Here is a 15,943-nt window from a genome sequence, read left to right as displayed (position 1 = left end):
GATTGCGGGGGCGGGCGGGCGCGGACGGTCAGATGCCGTCCGCGGGCCGGTTCCAGCGGTCGACGGTGATGTCGAGGCGGGTGTGGCGGTCCACCCGCAGCGGGTGCAGCACCCGCAGGCCTTCGGCGTCCACGGCGTCCAGGCCCCAGCCGCGCGAGACCCCGCCGTCGAAGCCGGTGCCGCGCGGGACGGCGATCCGCCCGCGGAACCGGCCGGGTCCGTCGGGCCGGCAGGGCACCGGGCCGTACATCACCGGCGCGTCCTCGGGGGTGCCGGCCGGGACGGCGACGGTGACCTCCAGGACCGGCCGGGCCGGCAGCTCCGGCTCCACCCGGACCTCGGTCCTGGCGGTCAGCCCGTGGGCGCGGACGGTGAGCTCCGTCCGCCCGGCGGCGAGCGGGCGCAGCAGTCCGTGCGGCGAGACGGCCGCGACCTCGGGGCGCTCCACCCGGTAGCCGGCCTCCAGCGCGGTGTACCGCACCCCGTCGGCGCGGACGGCGACCGGGTTGACGGCGCTCCACGTCTCACCGGGCGCGAGCGGGATCGACGGCTCGGCGGTGAGCGAGACGACCGGCGAGGGGCCGCCGAACAGGTGCAGCAGCGCGTGCCGGGCGCGCGGGCGCCAGGCGTTCTCGTGGTGCGGCGCGACCGGGTCCTCGTAGTAGAGGAGGTCCGTGCCGGAGGTGTAGCCGGCCTCGTCGATCAGCTGGACGGCCAGGTCCCGGGCGGGCCGGGCCATGATCAGGCCCTCCCGCCCGCCGATGTCCAGCCAGAGCCGGCGCGGCCCGCGGCGGCGGTAGCTCTCGTAGACCACCCGCTCGCCGAGGTCGGCCGGGTCGACGTGGGTGAGGAACGGCGAGAGGACGGCGGCCAGGCCGAAGACCTCCGGGCGGCGGAACGCGATGTGGTAGCTGACCAGGCCGCCCATCGAGGAGCCCATCAGCGCGGTGTGCCCGGAGCCGGTCCTGGTCCGGTAGCGGGCGTCGACGAACGGCTTGACCTCGTCGGTCAGGAACGCCTCGTAGCGGTGGCCCTTGAGCGGGGTACCGGGGGTGCGCCAGTACTCGGCCACGTGCGAGTACTCGGTGCCGCGCTCGGCGCCGGCGTTGGGCACGCCGACCGCGATCAGCTCGGGGATCAGCCCCTCCGCGTACAGCTGCTCCAGTGTCCGGTCGACCGCCCAGGTGGGCTGCTGTCCCTGGTCGAAGACCTGCTGGCCGTCGTGCAGGTAGAGCACGGGGTAGTCGGCGGCCGGGTCGTCGTCGTAGCCGGGCGGCAGGTGGACCAGCAGGTCCCGTTCGTTGCCGAGGAGTTCGGAGCGGAAGCCGGGGATGCGCTCGATCCGGCCGCGGCGCGGGGTGGTGGTCACCGGGCCACCGACCAGACGTGCACGGCCGGGCCCTCGCAGGGCAGGTCGCGGCCGGGGACGAGCTGGGGCCCGCCGAGGAGGTGGGTGGCGTGCCACTCGCCGGCCACCGGCGGGTGGTCGGCCCGGCTGATCTGCACCAGGATCCGCTCCCGCTCGTCCTCCCGCTCGAACAGCAGGACGTCGCGCTCGGCGAGCAGCCAGCGCAGCCCGCCGCCGCTGAGCGCGCTGTGGCTGCGGCGCAGCCGGATCAGCTCGCGGTAGGTGCGGTAGGTGTGCTGGTCCCAGGCGGACTCGTCCCAGGGGAACGGCTTGCGCCCTTCCTCCAGGCCCTCGCCCTCGACACCCACCTCGTCGCCGGAGAACACCATCGGGGTGCCGGGCAGGGTGAACAGCAGCGCCGCGCCGAGCAGTTGGCGCTCCGGGCCGGCGAAGGTGCGGAACCGGGCGGTGTCGTGGGAGTCGAGCAGGGTGAGGTTGTGCGCGCGGCTGCGCCAGGGCAGCGCGGCGCCGAACGCCGTCATGGTGGCGCGCAGTTGGGCGCCGGTGTAGTCGGGGATCGGCCCGGGCACCGCCCAGAAGTCCTTCTGGTCGTGCCGTTCGGCGAGCCAGCTCCAGACCGGCCGGGTGAAGCCGGCGTAGCTCATGGTGCCCTGCCAGCCGTCGCCCTTGAGGGCGAGCGAGGCGTCGTGCTGGTGCTCGGCGAGCAGCACCGCGTCGGGGTTGGCGGCCCGGACGGTGGCGGCGGTGGTGGTGGCGACCAGTTGGTTGAGCTCGACCTCGCCGCGCCGGCCGGCCATCTGCGCCACGTCGACCCGCCAGCCGTCCAGGTGGAAGGGCGCCCTGAGGTACTTGGCGATCACCGAGTCGGGGCCTTCGTAGAGCCGGCGGCGCAGTTCGGCCGAGCGGTGGTCGAAGGTCGGCAGGGTGTGGACGCCCAGGAAGGTGGCGTAGTCGTCCGGGCCGCCCTCGCCGAAGAAGTAGAACCCGGCCTCGGGGCTCTCCGGGTCGGCCTGCGCGGCGCGGAACCACTCGTGCTCGTTGCCGGAGTGGTTGAGGGTGATGTCGCCGATCACCTTGATGCCGCGCCGGTGCGCCTCGGTGATGAGCGCGACGAGCGCCTCGTCGCCGCCGAGCGCGGGGTCGACCCGGTCGAAGGAGACGGCGTCGTAGCGGTGGTTGGAGCGGCCCTCGAAGAACGGGGTGAGGTAGATGACGGTGGCGCCGAGGCGCTGGATGTGGTCGATCTTCCGGGCGACGCCCCACAGGTCGCCGCCGTACATCTGCTGGAGGGCGGCGGCGTCGCCGGTGTGCAGCGGGGTGTCCCAGTCGGCCGGGCGGGCCCAGGCGGCGAGCGGGGCGTCGCCTGCGCGGGCGTAGCGGTCGGGGAAGATCTGGTAGACCACCGCGTCGGCGGTCCAGGCGGGCGGGGCGGGGTGGGTGGTGAGGCGGAAGTCGCTCGCGTCGGGCAGGTCGTGGTCGTGCAGGCCCGCGGCGGTGAGCCAGCGCCCGCCGGCCGGGGTGTGCAGCCAGAACCGGTAGTTCATCTCCGGGTTGACCATCGTCAGGGTGGCCCGCCACCACGTCCCGTCGGCGTCGGTGCGGTCGACCGCGGCCGCCTCGAAGTGCGGCTCGCCGTCCGGGACGGAGCGCAGGAAGACCCGTTCGACCTGGTCGCCGGCGGGCACCCGGACCAGCAGGTCGACCTTCTGCCCGAGCTGCGGGGCGAGGTCTCCGACATACCGCGCGGAGCCGTCGTGGTGCGGCTGGTGGCGGGCGGCGAGGCGGTGACTGCTGGCCGTGTCCATGGGGCTCCTCGGGACGGGTGGACAGGTTAACGGATGCCGGCATTCCGTTTACCGGGGCCGACGAGGGAACCGTAACGGCGATGAAACCGTTGCGCAATACTTTGCTAAGATTGTTTCAACCACCTCGCGGGCCTGCCTGCCGGGGATTTGTAAGATGCAGGCTCGACCAGTCGGGAGGACCAATTGAGCGGCCCGTCACTGCGGGACATCGCCGCCCGGGCGGGCGTCAGCGCCGCCTCGGTGAGCAGGGTGATCAACGACCGGCCGGGCGTCTCGGACGACACCAAGGTCAAGGTCGCCGAGGCCATGCGCGAACTCGGCTGGCAGCCCGACCAGGGCTACGACCCGCACCAGGGCGCGCTGATCGGCATCGTCGTGCCCGAACTCGACAACCCGGTCTTCCCGCTGCTCGCCTCCGCGATCGAGGTGCAGCTCGCCAAGCACGGCCTGACCGCCGTGGTCGGCACCTCCACCCGCCAGGGCACCGCCGAGCTGGGCTACATCGACGTCCTGCTCCGCAAGGGCGTCTCCGGCCTGGTCCTGGTCTCCGGCCGGCACGCCAACCCGCACGCCGACCACGGCTTCTACCGGCTGCTGCACGAGCGCGGCATCCCGATGGTGCTGGTCAGCGGCAAGGTCGAGGGGCTGGCCGTCCCCACGGTCGCCACCGACGAGGCGCTCGCCGCCCGGGCCGCCGTCGCCCACCTGCGGGAACTCGGCCACCGGCGGATCGGGCTGGCGGGCGGCCAGGGCTATCTGCGCCCCTCCATCAACCGGCTGGACGGCTACCGGCGCGCGATGCGCGAACTGCTCGGCGAGGACGCCCCCGCCGACTGGTACGCCGAGTCGTCCTACTCCATCGCCGGCGGCGCCGCCGCCGCCCGCCAGCTGCTCGACGCGGGCGTCACCGCGGTCGTCGCGGGCAGCGACCTGATGGCCCTCGGCGTCGTCCAGGCCGCCCGCGAGGCCGGCCGCACGGTACCCGGCGACCTCTCCGTGGTCGGCTACGACGACTGCTACCTCGCCGCCCACAGCAATCCGCCGCTGACCACGGTGCGCCAGCCGATCGAGGAGATGGGCGCCGCCGTCGCCGAAGCCCTCTGGCGCCAGCTGGAGGGGCACGGCGGCCGCGCCCGGGACTACCTGTTCACGCCGGTCCTGGTCGCCCGCGAGTCCACCGGCCGGCTGCGCGACTGACGGTACGCCGAAGGGCCGGGACACCCGTCCCGGCCCTTCGGCGCACGCGGTACCGGACCGTCAGCCGTTCGCCACCGTGGCGTACCGGGGCGTGCCCTCGGCCATCTGCCGCAGCGCGTCCTTGCGGTCCCGCTTCGACAGCTTGTCGATGTAGAGGAAGCCGTACAGGTGGTCGGTCTCGTGCTGCAGGCAGCGGGCGAAGAAACCGGTGCCCTCGACCCGGATCGGGTTGCCGTCCTTGTCCTGGCCGGTCACCACCGCGTAGTCCGGACGGGGCAGCTCGGCGTACGCGGTGGGCACCGAGAGGCAGCCCTCGTTGCCGTCGTCCAGCACCCGCTTGCGACCGGCCGGCAGCTCCTCCAGCACCGGGTTGATGACATGGCCGACGTGGCGCACGCCCTCGTCGTCCGGGCAGTCGTAGACGAAGACCTTGAGGTCCACGCCGATCTGGTTCGCGGCCAGGCCCACGCCCTCGGCCGCGTACATCGACTGGAACATGTCGTCGATCAGCGCGGACACCTCGCCGTCGAAGGCGGTGACGTCCTTCACCTCACGGTGCAGGACGGGGTTGCCGTAGACGGTGATCGGGCGCGCGGTGCCCTTCGAGAGGTCCGGCTCCTCGCCGACCACCTTCACCGGCTGGGCCTCGCCCTGCGCGGGCTCGTGGTCGTGGTCGTGCTGGTGGTCGTGCTGCTCCGCCATCGCTGCTTTTCCGCTTCCGCTTCCGTGGACTGCCTGGGTCTACCGGTCAAGGGTAAGCGGCCCGATCAACAGACTTCTTCGAGATCCCGATATGCGCGGGTGGCCGGCGCGGCCGCCACCCAGCGGTCCAGCAGGGTGCGCACCAGTCCGGCCGGGGCCGCGATCCCGCACTCGCGTTCGACCAGCCACGACATCCCGCCGGCGCCCTGGCTGAGGTGGCTCAGATGGCCGGGGTGCGCGGCGTCGCCGTCGTCGTGCGGGTCGTGGTGCGCGGTGTGCCCGTCGTCCGAGGCCATCCGGCTCTCCGAACAGGCCCGGCAGAGCAGCCGTACCGAGGACGTCCAGTCCTCCGCCGCGTAGCCCGCCTCGGCCACCATCCGCTCCAGCGCGTCCCGGTCCACCGCCGCGGCGGCCTGCAGCAGCACCACGTACGTCGGCACCGGGGACGGCGCCCACAGCTCGATCTCGTCGAACACCGGGTACGCGACCCCGTCGGTGACCCGCTCGCCGTGCGGGGCGCCGTCGTGCAGCACCACCTCGCCCCAGCGGCGGCCGGAGGACGGCAGCGGGATGGACAGCACCTCGATCCGGGCCGGGTCCAGCCGGCGGCCCCAGACCACCTCGGACTCGCCGTCCGGCGAGAGCCGCACCGGCGTGGTGCCGAGGTCCAGGCTGACCGGCCCGTCCGGCTGGGTGCCCGGCCCCCCGGGCAGCCGCAGGCCGTACGCCTGCCAGGCCCGGCGGGCCAGCGGCCAGTCCTGCAGGGCGGTGGCCGTGATGCCCAGGTTCCACCAGTCGGGGGCGCCCTGCTCGCGGTCGAGCAGCGCGACGGCCCGCAGACCGGCCGCCCTGGCCTGCTCCCAGTCCCGGCGGAACTTGTGCAGCAGCGCCAGGTTGAACCAGGAGTCGGAGAGCCACGGCTCCAGGTCGGCGGCCATCACCAGCAGGGCGCCGGCGTCCTCGAAACGGCCGTCGCCGATCAGCGTGAAAGCCCGATCGGTCGTCTGCCGCCAGGTGGCGGACGGCCGGTGCCGTGCCCGGTGGAAGATCCTCACGTTCGTCCCTGCCGTCGTCGTCCGCTCAAGTCCCGTACCGGCGCTCCCGTGTCCGCTCCCGCGGCGCGGGCCCGGTGCCCCGGGTCGGTGTTCCACGCTACGACCGCATCCAACCACGCCCGCCACCGCCCGCGCTCCCCACCGCCGGGGTTGCATCCGCTTCCTGCCCCGCCCCTACCCAGCCTGCCCGCCCCACCGCCCCGCCTCAACCCCGGCGGCCCCCGGCAGCCCCCGAAGTGCGCCCGCGGCACCCCGGTACGCCCGGCGCTCCCGCCGGTCAGCGCCGGCCCCGGCCGCCCAGCCGCGCCAGCGCATCCACCACCCGCGCGTCGTAGACCCGGCCCCGGCCAAGCCGCAGCGCCTCCAGCGCCTCCAGCCGCCCCACCGCCTCCCCCGCCCCCCGGCCGCGGGCGGCCGTCAGCAGGTCGTCATGGGCGTTGGCCACCCGGATGATGCGAGCCGCCAGCGGCACCGGGCGCCCGGTGCCGTCCGGACCGTGGCAGGGATCGGCCAGCCGGGCGACCTGCTCGGCGACCTTGTGGGGCACCCCGGTCCGGCTGATCACCTCACTGCCCAGCCGGGCGATCCGCTGCTGCTCCGCGTCCGGCAGCAGCGCCGTCGCGCCGTCCGGCACCGGCTCGACCAGCGACAGCTGCCCGATGTCGTGCATCAGTGCCGCGTACTCCAGCAGGGCGAGCTCGCGGGTGGAGAGACCCAGCTCGCGTCCGAGCGCGCACGCCGTGTCCGCGACCCGGCGCGCGTGGCCGGGCGGGGTGTAGCCGGCCACCTCGGTGGCCTTGGCCAGGCTGGCGATGGCCTGCCCGGTGGTGGCCCGGATTCCGGCGGCCCGCCGGAACGAGACCTGCGCCAGCAGCAGCGGCGCGCAGAACAGCGGCAGCGCCCAGAGCCCCACCTCGCCGGCCGCGAGGCTGACCAGCATGCCGGTGGCCACGATCGCCGAGCCGATCCCGAACAGCGACCGCAGCTCGTCCTCCAGCACCGCCGGGAACCGCAGCCCGCTCCTGGCCCGGCGCAGCAGTGCCGCGAGGGTGGCGTCGCAGAGCGCGGCCAGGGCGGCGACGGCGGTCAGGAACGCCCCGTACGTCGGCCCCTCCGCCGAGAACCGGTCCACCAGGCCGCTGGTGTAGAGCGGCTGGAAGACGGCGGCCGCGAAGCCGACCCCGAGCAGCCGCCGGGCGGCACCGTCCCGCCGGGCCGGATCGGCCCAGGGCGGGCGCCGGCGCGGTCCGGCGCCGCGGGGCAGCAGGACGGGCGCCGGCAGGGCGAGCAGCACGGCGACCAGCAGGCCCGCCCCGGTCACCGCGACCACCTGGAGCCCGCCGTGCGCGGTCGGCAGGCCGCGCAACGGCCCGAGCAGGGCGTACGCGAGGGCGCCGGCCGCCCCGATCGGGGCCTGTTCCCGGTCGCCCGGAAGGGTGATCCGGACGCACTCGCCGACCGCGATCAGCGCGACGAAGGCCAGGGCCACGCCGGGGTCGGCCACCCCGCGCACCGCGACCGCGCCGAGCGCCACGGCCAGCAGCGCGGCCGCCCCGGCGTGCACCGCGGCCACCTCGCGCGGGAAGGTGCCCGTCCCACCCGCGCACCGGTCGCCGGCACCGTCCCCGGCCGCGCCACCCTCCATCGCGCCACCTCCCGCCGCGCCACCTCCCGCCGCACCGCCTCCGCCGGCCCCCCGGCCGGCCGGCGCGCTCACGGCTGCCCGGCCGTCGGCACGGTGCCGCCCTGGGCGGGCAGCCCACCCGGGGCGGGCAGGACCGGCGCGGGCCGGACCGGTTCGGGGACGCCCAGCGGGATGTCCGGCACCGCGCGGATGCAGTCCCCGGGCGGCGGCAGCACCGGCTGCCAGTCGTGCACGGCGAGCGCGTCGATCAGCGCCCGGACCATCACCGGGTCGAACTGGCTGCCCGCGCAGCGCTCCAGCTCGGCGACGGCCTCGGCGACCGGCCGCCCGCGCCGGTAGGACCGGGTGGAGGTCATCGAGTCGAAGGCGTCCGCGACCGAGATGATCCGCGCGAACTCGGGGATCCGCTCGCCCGCCAGCCCGCTCGGATAGCCCCGGCCGTCCATCCGCTCGTGGTGGTGCAGGATCCCGTCGTGCGCCTCGCCCAGGAAGGCGATACCGCGCACCAGCTCGTACCCGTGCACCGGGTGGATCTCCACGGCCCGCCGCTCTGCCTCGCTGAGGGGACCGTTTCTTCGCAGCAGCTCGGTGGCGACGCCGAGCTTGCCGACGTCGTGCAGGATGCCCGCGAACCGCAGGGTGCGCAGCCGGTCGGCCTCCATCCCGAGCTGACGGGCGATCAGCACAGAGGCCCGGCCGACCCGTTCGCTGTGCCCCCGGGTGTAGGAGTCCTTGATCTCGACGGCCTGCACCAGGGCCTGGACGGTGGCCTGGTGGGCGGCCCGCTCACGGTGGCCCTGGGCGAACACCCAGGCCGAGATGGAGAGCGGGAGCAGCGCCAGCAGCGCCGCGAAGGCACCGTACGGGCCCTGCCAGAGCACCGCGACCATCAGCCCGCCGGCCGCGTGCACCAGCACCGGCAGCCCCGCCGCGGCGGCCGAGCGGCGCAGCAGCACGATCGGTCGGCGGCCCTCGGCCAGCACCAGCATGCCGCCCACCAGCACCCCGTTGACCAGGCAGAACGCGGTGACGGCGGCGAGCCCGGGCAGCAGCGCGGCCGGGAAGCGGGAGCCGAGCAGCAGTTGCGGCCCGGCCAGCAGATGAAAGGCCACCGAGGCGGCGAACGCGGAGAGGGCGAGCTGCGCGCCGTTCCACACCTGCCGCGGCCGGCCGTGCGCCTCGGTGGGGCCGAACAGCCCGGCCGGCACCGCGACCAGGGCGGCAGCGGACGGCGGCAGCATCAGCGCCCCGGCGAACAGCACCGGGAAGAACGCGTTCGCGCACGGCCGGGCCGGCGCCCGGTCGGGCACCGGCGGCCGGCGCAGCAGGGTGCGGACCAGCCGCAGGCAGGGGGTGGGCAGCCCCTGGGCCAGCGACTCCCAGCACCCGTGCAGGCAGGCGAGCAGGCCGACCTTGGGCCAGTCCACCGACGCGCCGAGCCAGCGCGGCAGCCCGAGCGGGCCCGACGCGGGCAGCAGCGGCAGCAGGCAGCAGACGGCCGCCACCGGGACGGCCAGGAGGTAGCGCGTCGCGCCTGTCGGCAGGACCGCGTCTCCATTGTCGATAGCGATCTGGACCTCCCCGCCGTCCCGGCACGCTCCGCACTCAGCGCGCCGGACGGACCGGCGGTGAGCGTCCGTCAGGAGGATAGGCCGCCACCCCCGCACGGGGACGCGCGATCGCGGAACGGCGCAGCTGGCGCACCGTCAACTCACTCGAACGAGTGAGGGTGCACGCCCCACAGACAGCGCGGCCCCGGGAGCTGCACGCTCCCGGGGCCGCCCGGTCGTTCATCCTGTCGAACTCGCGCGCCCTGACCGGCGCGTGACGCCCCCGCGGCCCGCCGGACCGGCGGGCGGCGCTCACTCCGCCGGGGCACCCGCCTCGACCGGAGCGCCCGGCCGGACCGCCGCCTCCGCGGTGACCTCCCGGGCCTCCCGGGCCTCCCTGACCTGACGGCCCTGCTGAGCCGCCTCGGCGTGGCCCTCGACCGCGGCATCGACGGCGACCACCACCGCCTCGCCCGAGCGCTGCCCGGCCCGGATCGAGTCGATCCTGGCCAGGACCTTCCCGCGCAGGTCGGCCGGGGTGTCGTCACACCCGCAGCAGCGCTTGATCAACGCCTTGATGGCCTGCTCCAGACCGTACTTCTCCAGGCATGGCGAGCACTCTTCGAAGTGCACCCGCAACTTGTCGTAGTCGCCCTCGGCCATCTCGTTGTCGAGGAATTCATAGAGGTGGTCGAGGACCTCGCCACACTCGGTGTCGTGCGGATCGCCGCAGCTCATGAGCCCGAGCCCTTCGCTTCCTGCCCTGCCCCGCTACCGGCCGGGACCAGCCCGCGCTCACGGGCGTAATCCTCCAGCATGCCGCGCAGCTGACGGCGGCCGCGGTGCAGCCGGGACATCACCGTACCGATAGGAGTACCCATGATGTCCGCGATCTCCTTGTACGCAAAGCCCTCTACATCCGCGAGATACACGGCGATACGGAATTCCTCCGGGATGGCCTGGAGGGCGTCCTTCACATCGCTGTCCGGGAGGTGGTCGAGCGCCTGGGTCTCGGCGGACCGCAGACCGGTCGACATGTGCGACTCGGCCCGGGCCAGCTGCCAGTCCTCGATCTCCTCGGCCGCGGTGCGCTGGGGCTCCCGCTGCTTCTTGCGGTACGAGTTGATGAACGTGTTGGTGAGGATGCGGTACAGCCAGGCCTTGAGGTTCGTCCCCTCACGGAACTGGTGGAAGGACGCGTACGCCTTCGCGAACGCCTCCTGGAGCAGGTCCTCCGCGTCGGCCGGGTTGCGGGTCATCCGCAGCGCGGCCGAGTACATCGGATCCAGGTAGCCCAGGGCGTCGCGCTCGAAGCGCTCCCGCCGGGCCGCCTCGCTCTCCTCCGCCGACACCCTGAAGGTGTCCTCACCGATCGCCTCGGCCAGCTCCTCACCGGTGAGCGCCTCGCCCGTGGGCAGGCCCTCCTCCGGGCCCCGGCCCGGTTCGGCCTCGTGCTCGGTCCCGACGACCGGACCCACCTCCTCGGCATGGCGGGCACGACCCACGGCGGGCCGCCCCGAAATGGAGGATATCGGCCCGACGGGCTTCTCGCCCGCGACTAGCCAGTCCGACCACGTGGGGGCGAAGGCCGCTCCGGCCTCACGCTCCTCTGGCCGCTCGGGGCACGCGATCGAACCCATCTGTGCTGCCTTCCATCGGGACTCAAGCTGACGAGCTTGTCAACCATGCCGATGACGCCCGCATTCCCGCCCCGACGGCCCGTTCACTCGCACGGGTGAGCGGACGGAAAGGTCCCGCGTCCGGGCCGCTCAGAGCAGCCCGAGCACCCAGTCGCCGACGGCCCCGGTGATCAGCTCCAGCACCTCGTCCTGCCCCATCGGCGCCCGCTTCGGCACCTCGAAACCGTGGCCGCCGTACGGCACCGGCACCAGCGCGCACCCGGGCGGCGGCTCCGGGAACTCGGCCGGCCCGCCGAACGGATCGGCCACGCTCTGCACCACCAGCGTCGGCAGGCCGGCCCCCAGCAGCTCCTCCGCCCGGCTCTTCTCCGGCTTCCCCGGCGGATGCAGCGGGAACGCCAGCGCCACCACCCCGACCGCCCCGGTGGCCGCGCCCGTCCGGCAGGCCACCCGGGCCCCGGCGCTGCGCCCGCCGACCACCAGCGGCACGCCCTCCCCGGCCAGCAGCTCCGCGACCGGGGTCCAGCCCGCGTCCAGGGTCTTCGGCGCGGGTGCCACCCGCCTGCCCGCCACCCGCCACGGCTGTTCGACCAGCGCCACCGTGATCCCCAGCGGCGGCAGCGCCGCGGCCAGCGCCACCAGGTCCCGCGCCTCGATCCCGCCGCCGGCCCCGTGGCCGAGCGCGAGCACGGCCTTCGGCGCCGCCGCGCGGTGGTAGGTGATCCGGGCCTCCCCGGCCGGGGTGGGGACGAGTTCGGCGGTCATGGCGGCGGGGCTCCGGTTCGGCGGGTCAACGGATCGACGGGGAGGCGGTCAGCGGTCAGCGGTCAGCGGTCAGCGGTCAGCGGTCAGCGGTCAGAACAGCGTCGTCTCGTGCTCGACCTCGGTCCACGGCCGGGTCAGCTCCGGGCTGTTGTTCCGGATGCTGCCGACCGCCGGCGAGACCGGGGTGGCCAGCAGCGCACCGGGCGGCGGCGGTATCAGCAGCCGGCGCAGCTCGTCCGGGTCGCTCAGCCCCGGGTCCAGCCAGTCGTCGAACGACGCCCGGTCGAGGAAGAGCGGCATCCGCTCGTGGATCGGCGCGAGCAGTTCCTCGGCCTCGGTGGTGACGACGGTGAAGGTCACCAGCCAGGCCTCCGGGTGGTCGGCGGGCACCGTCCGGTTGCGCCAGAACTCGTACAGGCCGGCCAGCGCGAGCGGGCCGCCGTCCGCCCGGGAGACGAAGAAGGGCTTCTTGCGGGGCTTGCCGCGCTCGCCCGGTAGGGTCTGCCACTCGTAGTACCCGTCCACCGGCAGGATGCAGCGGCGGGAGGCGAAGGCCTGGCGGTAGGCCGGCTTCTCGTGCACCGTGTCCGACCGGGCGTTGATCATCTTCACCGCCGTCTCGGCCGACTTCGACCAGGCCGGCACCAGGCCCCAGCGCAGCACCCGCAGCTGCCGCACCGGCGCCGGCTCCCCCTTGGGCACCCGCTCCAGCACCGCGAAGGCGCGGTCCGTGGGCGCGACGTTCCAGCTGGGGGCGAGCGTCTCGGCCGGGTCCCACTGCTGGACGCCGAAGAGCTCGACGATGGACTCGGGCCTGCTGCTGGAGGCGAAGCGACCGCACATACCGTCAGCTTGCCATGTCCGTCACTCTCATCACTTCCTCATCCCCGAAGAGAACCGCCCGTTCCCGCCGGACCGTCCCCGCATGGGAGGCTGCCACCCCGGTACGGCCGAACGGAGGCGAGCGCGCACATGAGCGGACAGATCAACGGACAGATCAACGGACCGAGCGGCGGCCAGGGCACCGCGCAGACCGTCGGCGAGCTGTGGGACCGCGTCACCGGCACCCAGGCCGCCCCGCCCTCCTGGCTCGTCCTGGCCACCGGCGCCGTCGCCCTGGTCGCCGTGCTGTACCGGCCGGTCTGGCGGTACAGCCGCAACGCCGTCACCATCGCCCACGAGGGCGGCCACGGCCTGGCCGCCGTCCTCACCCGCCGTCGGCTGGCCGGCATCCGGCTGCACTCCGACACCTCCGGCCTCACCCTCTCCTACGGCCGCCCGACCGGCCCCGGCATGGTGCTCACCCTCATCGCCGGCTACACCGCCCCCGCCCTGCTCGGCCTCGGCTGCGCCGCCCTGCTCGCGACCGACCGGATCACCGCGCTGCTCTGGCTGGCCGTCGCGCTGCTGCTCGCCCTGCTGATCCGGATCCGCAACGCCTTCGGCCTCTTCTCCGTCCTGCTCACCGGCGCCGCGTTCTTCCTGGTCTCCTGGTTCGGCAGCGCCGAGGTGCAGGCTGGCTTCGCCTACCTGGGCAGCTGGTTCCTGCTGGTCGGAGCCGTCCGGCCGGTGCTGGAGCTCCAGCACCAGCGCCGCGGCGGCCGGGCCGGCGGTTCGGACGCCGACCAGCTGGCCCGGCTCACCGGCATCCCCGGCCTCGCCTGGGTGGGGCTGTTCCTGGTCACCGCGCTGGCCTGCCTGGCCCTCGGCACGAGCTGGCTGCTGCGCCCGCTGTGAACCCCCCGGCCCCGACCGCCGGACCACTCGCGGGGACAGTTCCCCTGCGGCCCCTAAACTTGCCCCATGACCGAGACCCTGTGGCCCGCCCCCGTCGCGACCGCCCCCGTTGACGCCACCGTCACCATCCCCGGCTCCAAGTCGGTCACCAACCGGGCCCTGGTGCTGGCCGCCCTCGCCGGCGAGCCCGGCTGGGTGCGGCACCCCCTGCGCAGCCGCGACTCCCAGCTGATGGCCGACGGCCTGCGCGCCCTGGGCGTCGGCATCGAGGAGCGGGTCAACAACGACGCCGGCGGCACCGGCGGCGGCGAGGCCTGGCGGATCATCCCCGCGCCCGCCCTGCTCGGCCCGGCCAGCGTCGACGTCGGCAACGCCGGCACGGTCATGCGCTTCCTGCCCCCGCTCGCCGTCCTGGCCGACGGCCCGGTGCGCTTCGACGGCGACCCGCGCAGCTACGAGCGCCCCCAGCACGGCGTGATCAACGCCCTGCGCGCGCTCGGCGCCCGGATCGACGACGGCGGCCGCGGCGCCTTCCCGCTCACCGTGCACGGCACCGGCTCGCTGGACGGCGGCACGGTCGAGCTGGACGCCTCCGCCTCCTCCCAGTTCGTCTCCGCCCTGCTGCTCTCCGGCGCCCGCTACAACCAGGGCGTCGAGGTCCGGCATGTCGGCGGCCCGGTCCCCTCGCTGCCGCACATCCGGATGACGGTCGAGATGCTGCGGCTCGCCGGGGTCCAGGTGGACGCCCCCGAGGACGGCGGTGAGAAGGACGTCTGGCGGGTCACCCCCGGCGCCCTGATCGGCCGCGACATGGTGGTCGAGCCGGACCTCTCCAACGCCGCGCCGTTCTTCGCCGCCGCCCTGGTCACCGGCGGCCGGGTGACCGTCCGCGACTGGCCGAAGCACACCACCCAGCCCGGCGACCAGCTGCGCGACCTCTACACGCGGATGGGCGGGCGCTGCGAGTTCACCGACGAGGGCCTGCAGTTCACCGGCACCGGCCGGATCCACGGCATCGAGGCGGACCTGCACGACGTCGGCGAGCTGACCCCGGTGATCGCCGCCGTCGCCGCGCTGGCCGACTCCGAGTCCCACCTGTACGGCATCGCCCACCTGCGGCTGCACGAGACCGACCGGCTCGCCGCGCTCGCCAAGGAGATCAACGACCTCGGCGGCGATGTCACCGAGACCGAGGACGGCCTGCGGATCCGCCCGCGCCCGCTGCACGGCGGCGTCTTCCACACCTACGAGGACCACCGCCTGGCCACCGCCGCCGCGGTGATCGGCCTGGCCGTCGACGGCGTCCGGGTGGAGAACGTGGCCACCACCGCCAAGACCCTGCCGGACTTCCCGAAGATGTGGGCGGAACTGCTCGGCGAAGCGGTGGCGGGCGCCTGAGCGGAGACTGAGCACATGCGCCGCTACGGCAAGGACGCCGACGAGGACGACATCCGCAACCGCCCGGGCCGCAAGGGCTCCCGGCCGCGGACCAGGATCCGGCCCAAGCACGAGGACGCCGCCGAGGCGATGGTGCTGACCGTCGACCGGGGCCGGCTGACCTGCCTGGTGGACGCCGGGACCAGGCAGGAACGCGAGATCACCGCCATGAAGGCCCGTGAGCTGGGCCGCAAGGGCGTCGTCGTCGGCGACATCGTCAACCTGGTCGGCGACCTCTCCGGGGACGCCGACACCCTGGCCCGGATCGTCCGGGTCGAGGAGCGCACCTCGGTGCTGCGCCGCACCGCGGACGACGACGACCCGTACGAGCGGATCGTCGTCGCCAACGCCCAGCAGCTGGCCATCGTGACCGCGCTGGCCGACCCGGAGCCCCGGCCCCGGCTGATCGACCGCTGCCTGGTGGCCGCGTACGACGCGGGCATGGAGCCGCTGCTGGTGCTCACCAAGTCCGACCTGGCCCCGGCGGCGCCGCTGCTGGAGTCCTACGCCCCGCTCGGCATCACCTATGTGGTGACCCGGCGGGACGAGCTGGCCACCGCCGGCGCCGAGGCCGTCCGCGCGTACCTGCGCGGCCGTTCCACGGTGTTCATCGGGCACTCCGGTGTCGGCAAGACCACCCTGGTCAACGCCCTGGTGCCGGAACACCAGCGGTCCACCGGCCGGGTCAACGCGGTGACCGGCCGCGGCCGGCACACCACCGTCTCCGCCCTGGCACTGCGGCTGCCCCCGCCGCCGGGCGCCAAGCCCGGCTCGAAGAAGGCGCTCGACCCGGGCTGGGTGATCGACACCCCGGGCTTCCGCTCCTTCGGTCTCTCCCACATCGACCCGTCCCGGGTCATCCTCGCCTTCCCCGACCTGGAGCCGGGCACCGCCGACTGCCCGCGCGCGTGCAGCCACGACGAGCCCGACTGCGCGCTGGACGCCTGGGTCGCGGAGGGCCACGCCGAGGCCGCCCGGCTCTACTCGCTGCGCCGGCTGCTGGCCAGCAAGGACACCCGCGAGGGCGACTGACGGGCGTTC

At 74.6% G+C, this 15,943-nt stretch carries 13 protein-coding genes and 1 pseudogene; 4 read left to right on the top strand and 10 right to left on the bottom strand.

Annotation, left to right across the window (positions count from 1 at the left end; all coding sequences use genetic code 11):
* Nucleotides 1-28: 28 nt before the first annotated feature.
* Nucleotides 29-1,369 (bottom strand): alpha/beta hydrolase-fold protein, encoded by a 1,341-nt coding sequence (locus ACIP82_RS21325; protein WP_400655184.1) that lies wholly within the window; start codon nt 1,367-1,369, stop codon nt 29-31.
* Nucleotides 1,366-3,174, bottom strand: coding sequence for a glycoside hydrolase family 13 protein (locus tag ACIP82_RS21320; RefSeq protein ID WP_400655182.1), 1,809 nt, complete (start codon nt 3,172-3,174; stop codon nt 1,366-1,368). The genes ACIP82_RS21325 and ACIP82_RS21320 overlap by 4 nt, the downstream gene beginning before the upstream one ends.
* A gap of 183 nt (nt 3,175-3,357) precedes the next feature.
* Between ACIP82_RS21320 and ACIP82_RS21315 the strand changes: the two genes are divergently transcribed.
* Nucleotides 3,358-4,371, top strand: a complete 1,014-nt coding sequence (locus ACIP82_RS21315) for a LacI family DNA-binding transcriptional regulator (RefSeq protein WP_400655179.1) — start codon at nt 3,358-3,360, stop codon at nt 4,369-4,371.
* A 60-nt stretch (nt 4,372-4,431) separates the two neighbouring features.
* Here the strand turns inward: ACIP82_RS21315 and def are convergent, their stop codons facing one another.
* The 8 genes and pseudogenes from def to ACIP82_RS21275 all read right to left on the bottom strand — a co-directional run bounded on the left by def (nt 4,432) and on the right by ACIP82_RS21275 (nt 12,571).
* Nucleotides 4,432-5,073, bottom strand: a complete 642-nt coding sequence (gene def / locus ACIP82_RS21310) for a peptide deformylase (RefSeq protein ID WP_400655177.1) — start codon at nt 5,071-5,073, stop codon at nt 4,432-4,434.
* Between the two features lie 65 nt (nt 5,074-5,138).
* Nucleotides 5,139-6,128, bottom strand: coding sequence for a hypothetical protein (locus ACIP82_RS21305; protein WP_363604647.1), 990 nt, complete (start codon nt 6,126-6,128; stop codon nt 5,139-5,141).
* 277 nt (nt 6,129-6,405) lie between these two features.
* Nucleotides 6,406-7,773 (bottom strand): HD-GYP domain-containing protein, encoded by a 1,368-nt coding sequence (locus ACIP82_RS21300; protein ID WP_400655174.1) that lies wholly within the window; start codon nt 7,771-7,773, stop codon nt 6,406-6,408.
* A gap of 68 nt (nt 7,774-7,841) precedes the next feature.
* Entirely contained in the window at nt 7,842-9,278 is a 1,437-nt protein-coding gene (locus tag ACIP82_RS21295) for an HD-GYP domain-containing protein (RefSeq protein WP_400655173.1), read from the bottom strand.
* Between the two features lie 486 nt (nt 9,279-9,764).
* Nucleotides 9,765-10,061: pseudogene (gene rsrA, locus ACIP82_RS21290) on the bottom strand (mycothiol system anti-sigma-R factor); the annotation flags it as partial.
* Nucleotides 10,058-10,801, bottom strand: coding sequence for a sigma-70 family RNA polymerase sigma factor (locus ACIP82_RS21285; protein ID WP_363604642.1), 744 nt, complete (start codon nt 10,799-10,801; stop codon nt 10,058-10,060). The gene ACIP82_RS21285 and the pseudogene rsrA, both read right to left, overlap by 4 nt.
* 291 nt (nt 10,802-11,092) lie before the next feature.
* Nucleotides 11,093-11,728 (bottom strand): alpha/beta family hydrolase, encoded by a 636-nt coding sequence (locus ACIP82_RS21280; RefSeq protein WP_400655171.1) that lies wholly within the window; start codon nt 11,726-11,728, stop codon nt 11,093-11,095.
* A gap of 90 nt (nt 11,729-11,818) precedes the next feature.
* Nucleotides 11,819-12,571, bottom strand: a complete 753-nt coding sequence (locus ACIP82_RS21275; protein ID WP_363604639.1) for an SOS response-associated peptidase — start codon at nt 12,569-12,571, stop codon at nt 11,819-11,821.
* Between the two features lie 129 nt (nt 12,572-12,700).
* Between ACIP82_RS21275 and ACIP82_RS21270 the strand changes: the two genes are divergently transcribed.
* The 3 genes from ACIP82_RS21270 (at nt 12,701) to rsgA (ending at nt 15,934) form a co-directional block, all read left to right on the top strand.
* Nucleotides 12,701-13,465 (top strand): M50 family metallopeptidase, encoded by a 765-nt coding sequence (locus tag ACIP82_RS21270; protein WP_363604638.1) that lies wholly within the window; start codon nt 12,701-12,703, stop codon nt 13,463-13,465.
* Between the two features lie 66 nt (nt 13,466-13,531).
* On the top strand, nt 13,532-14,863 hold the full coding sequence (gene aroA, locus ACIP82_RS21265) for a 3-phosphoshikimate 1-carboxyvinyltransferase (protein WP_363604637.1): 1,332 nt from the start codon (nt 13,532-13,534) through the stop codon (nt 14,861-14,863).
* Between the two features lie 15 nt (nt 14,864-14,878).
* Nucleotides 14,879-15,934, top strand: a complete 1,056-nt coding sequence (gene rsgA, locus ACIP82_RS21260) for a ribosome small subunit-dependent GTPase A (RefSeq protein WP_363604635.1) — start codon at nt 14,879-14,881, stop codon at nt 15,932-15,934.
* The last annotated feature ends 9 nt before the right edge of the window (nt 15,935-15,943 follow it).

The organism is Kitasatospora sp. NPDC088548 (assembly GCF_044753005.1).
GTDB lineage: Bacteria > Actinomycetota > Actinomycetes > Streptomycetales > Streptomycetaceae > Kitasatospora.
The sequence above is the reverse complement of the archived record's forward strand: the minus strand, read 5'-3'. Positions and strand labels throughout refer to the sequence as shown.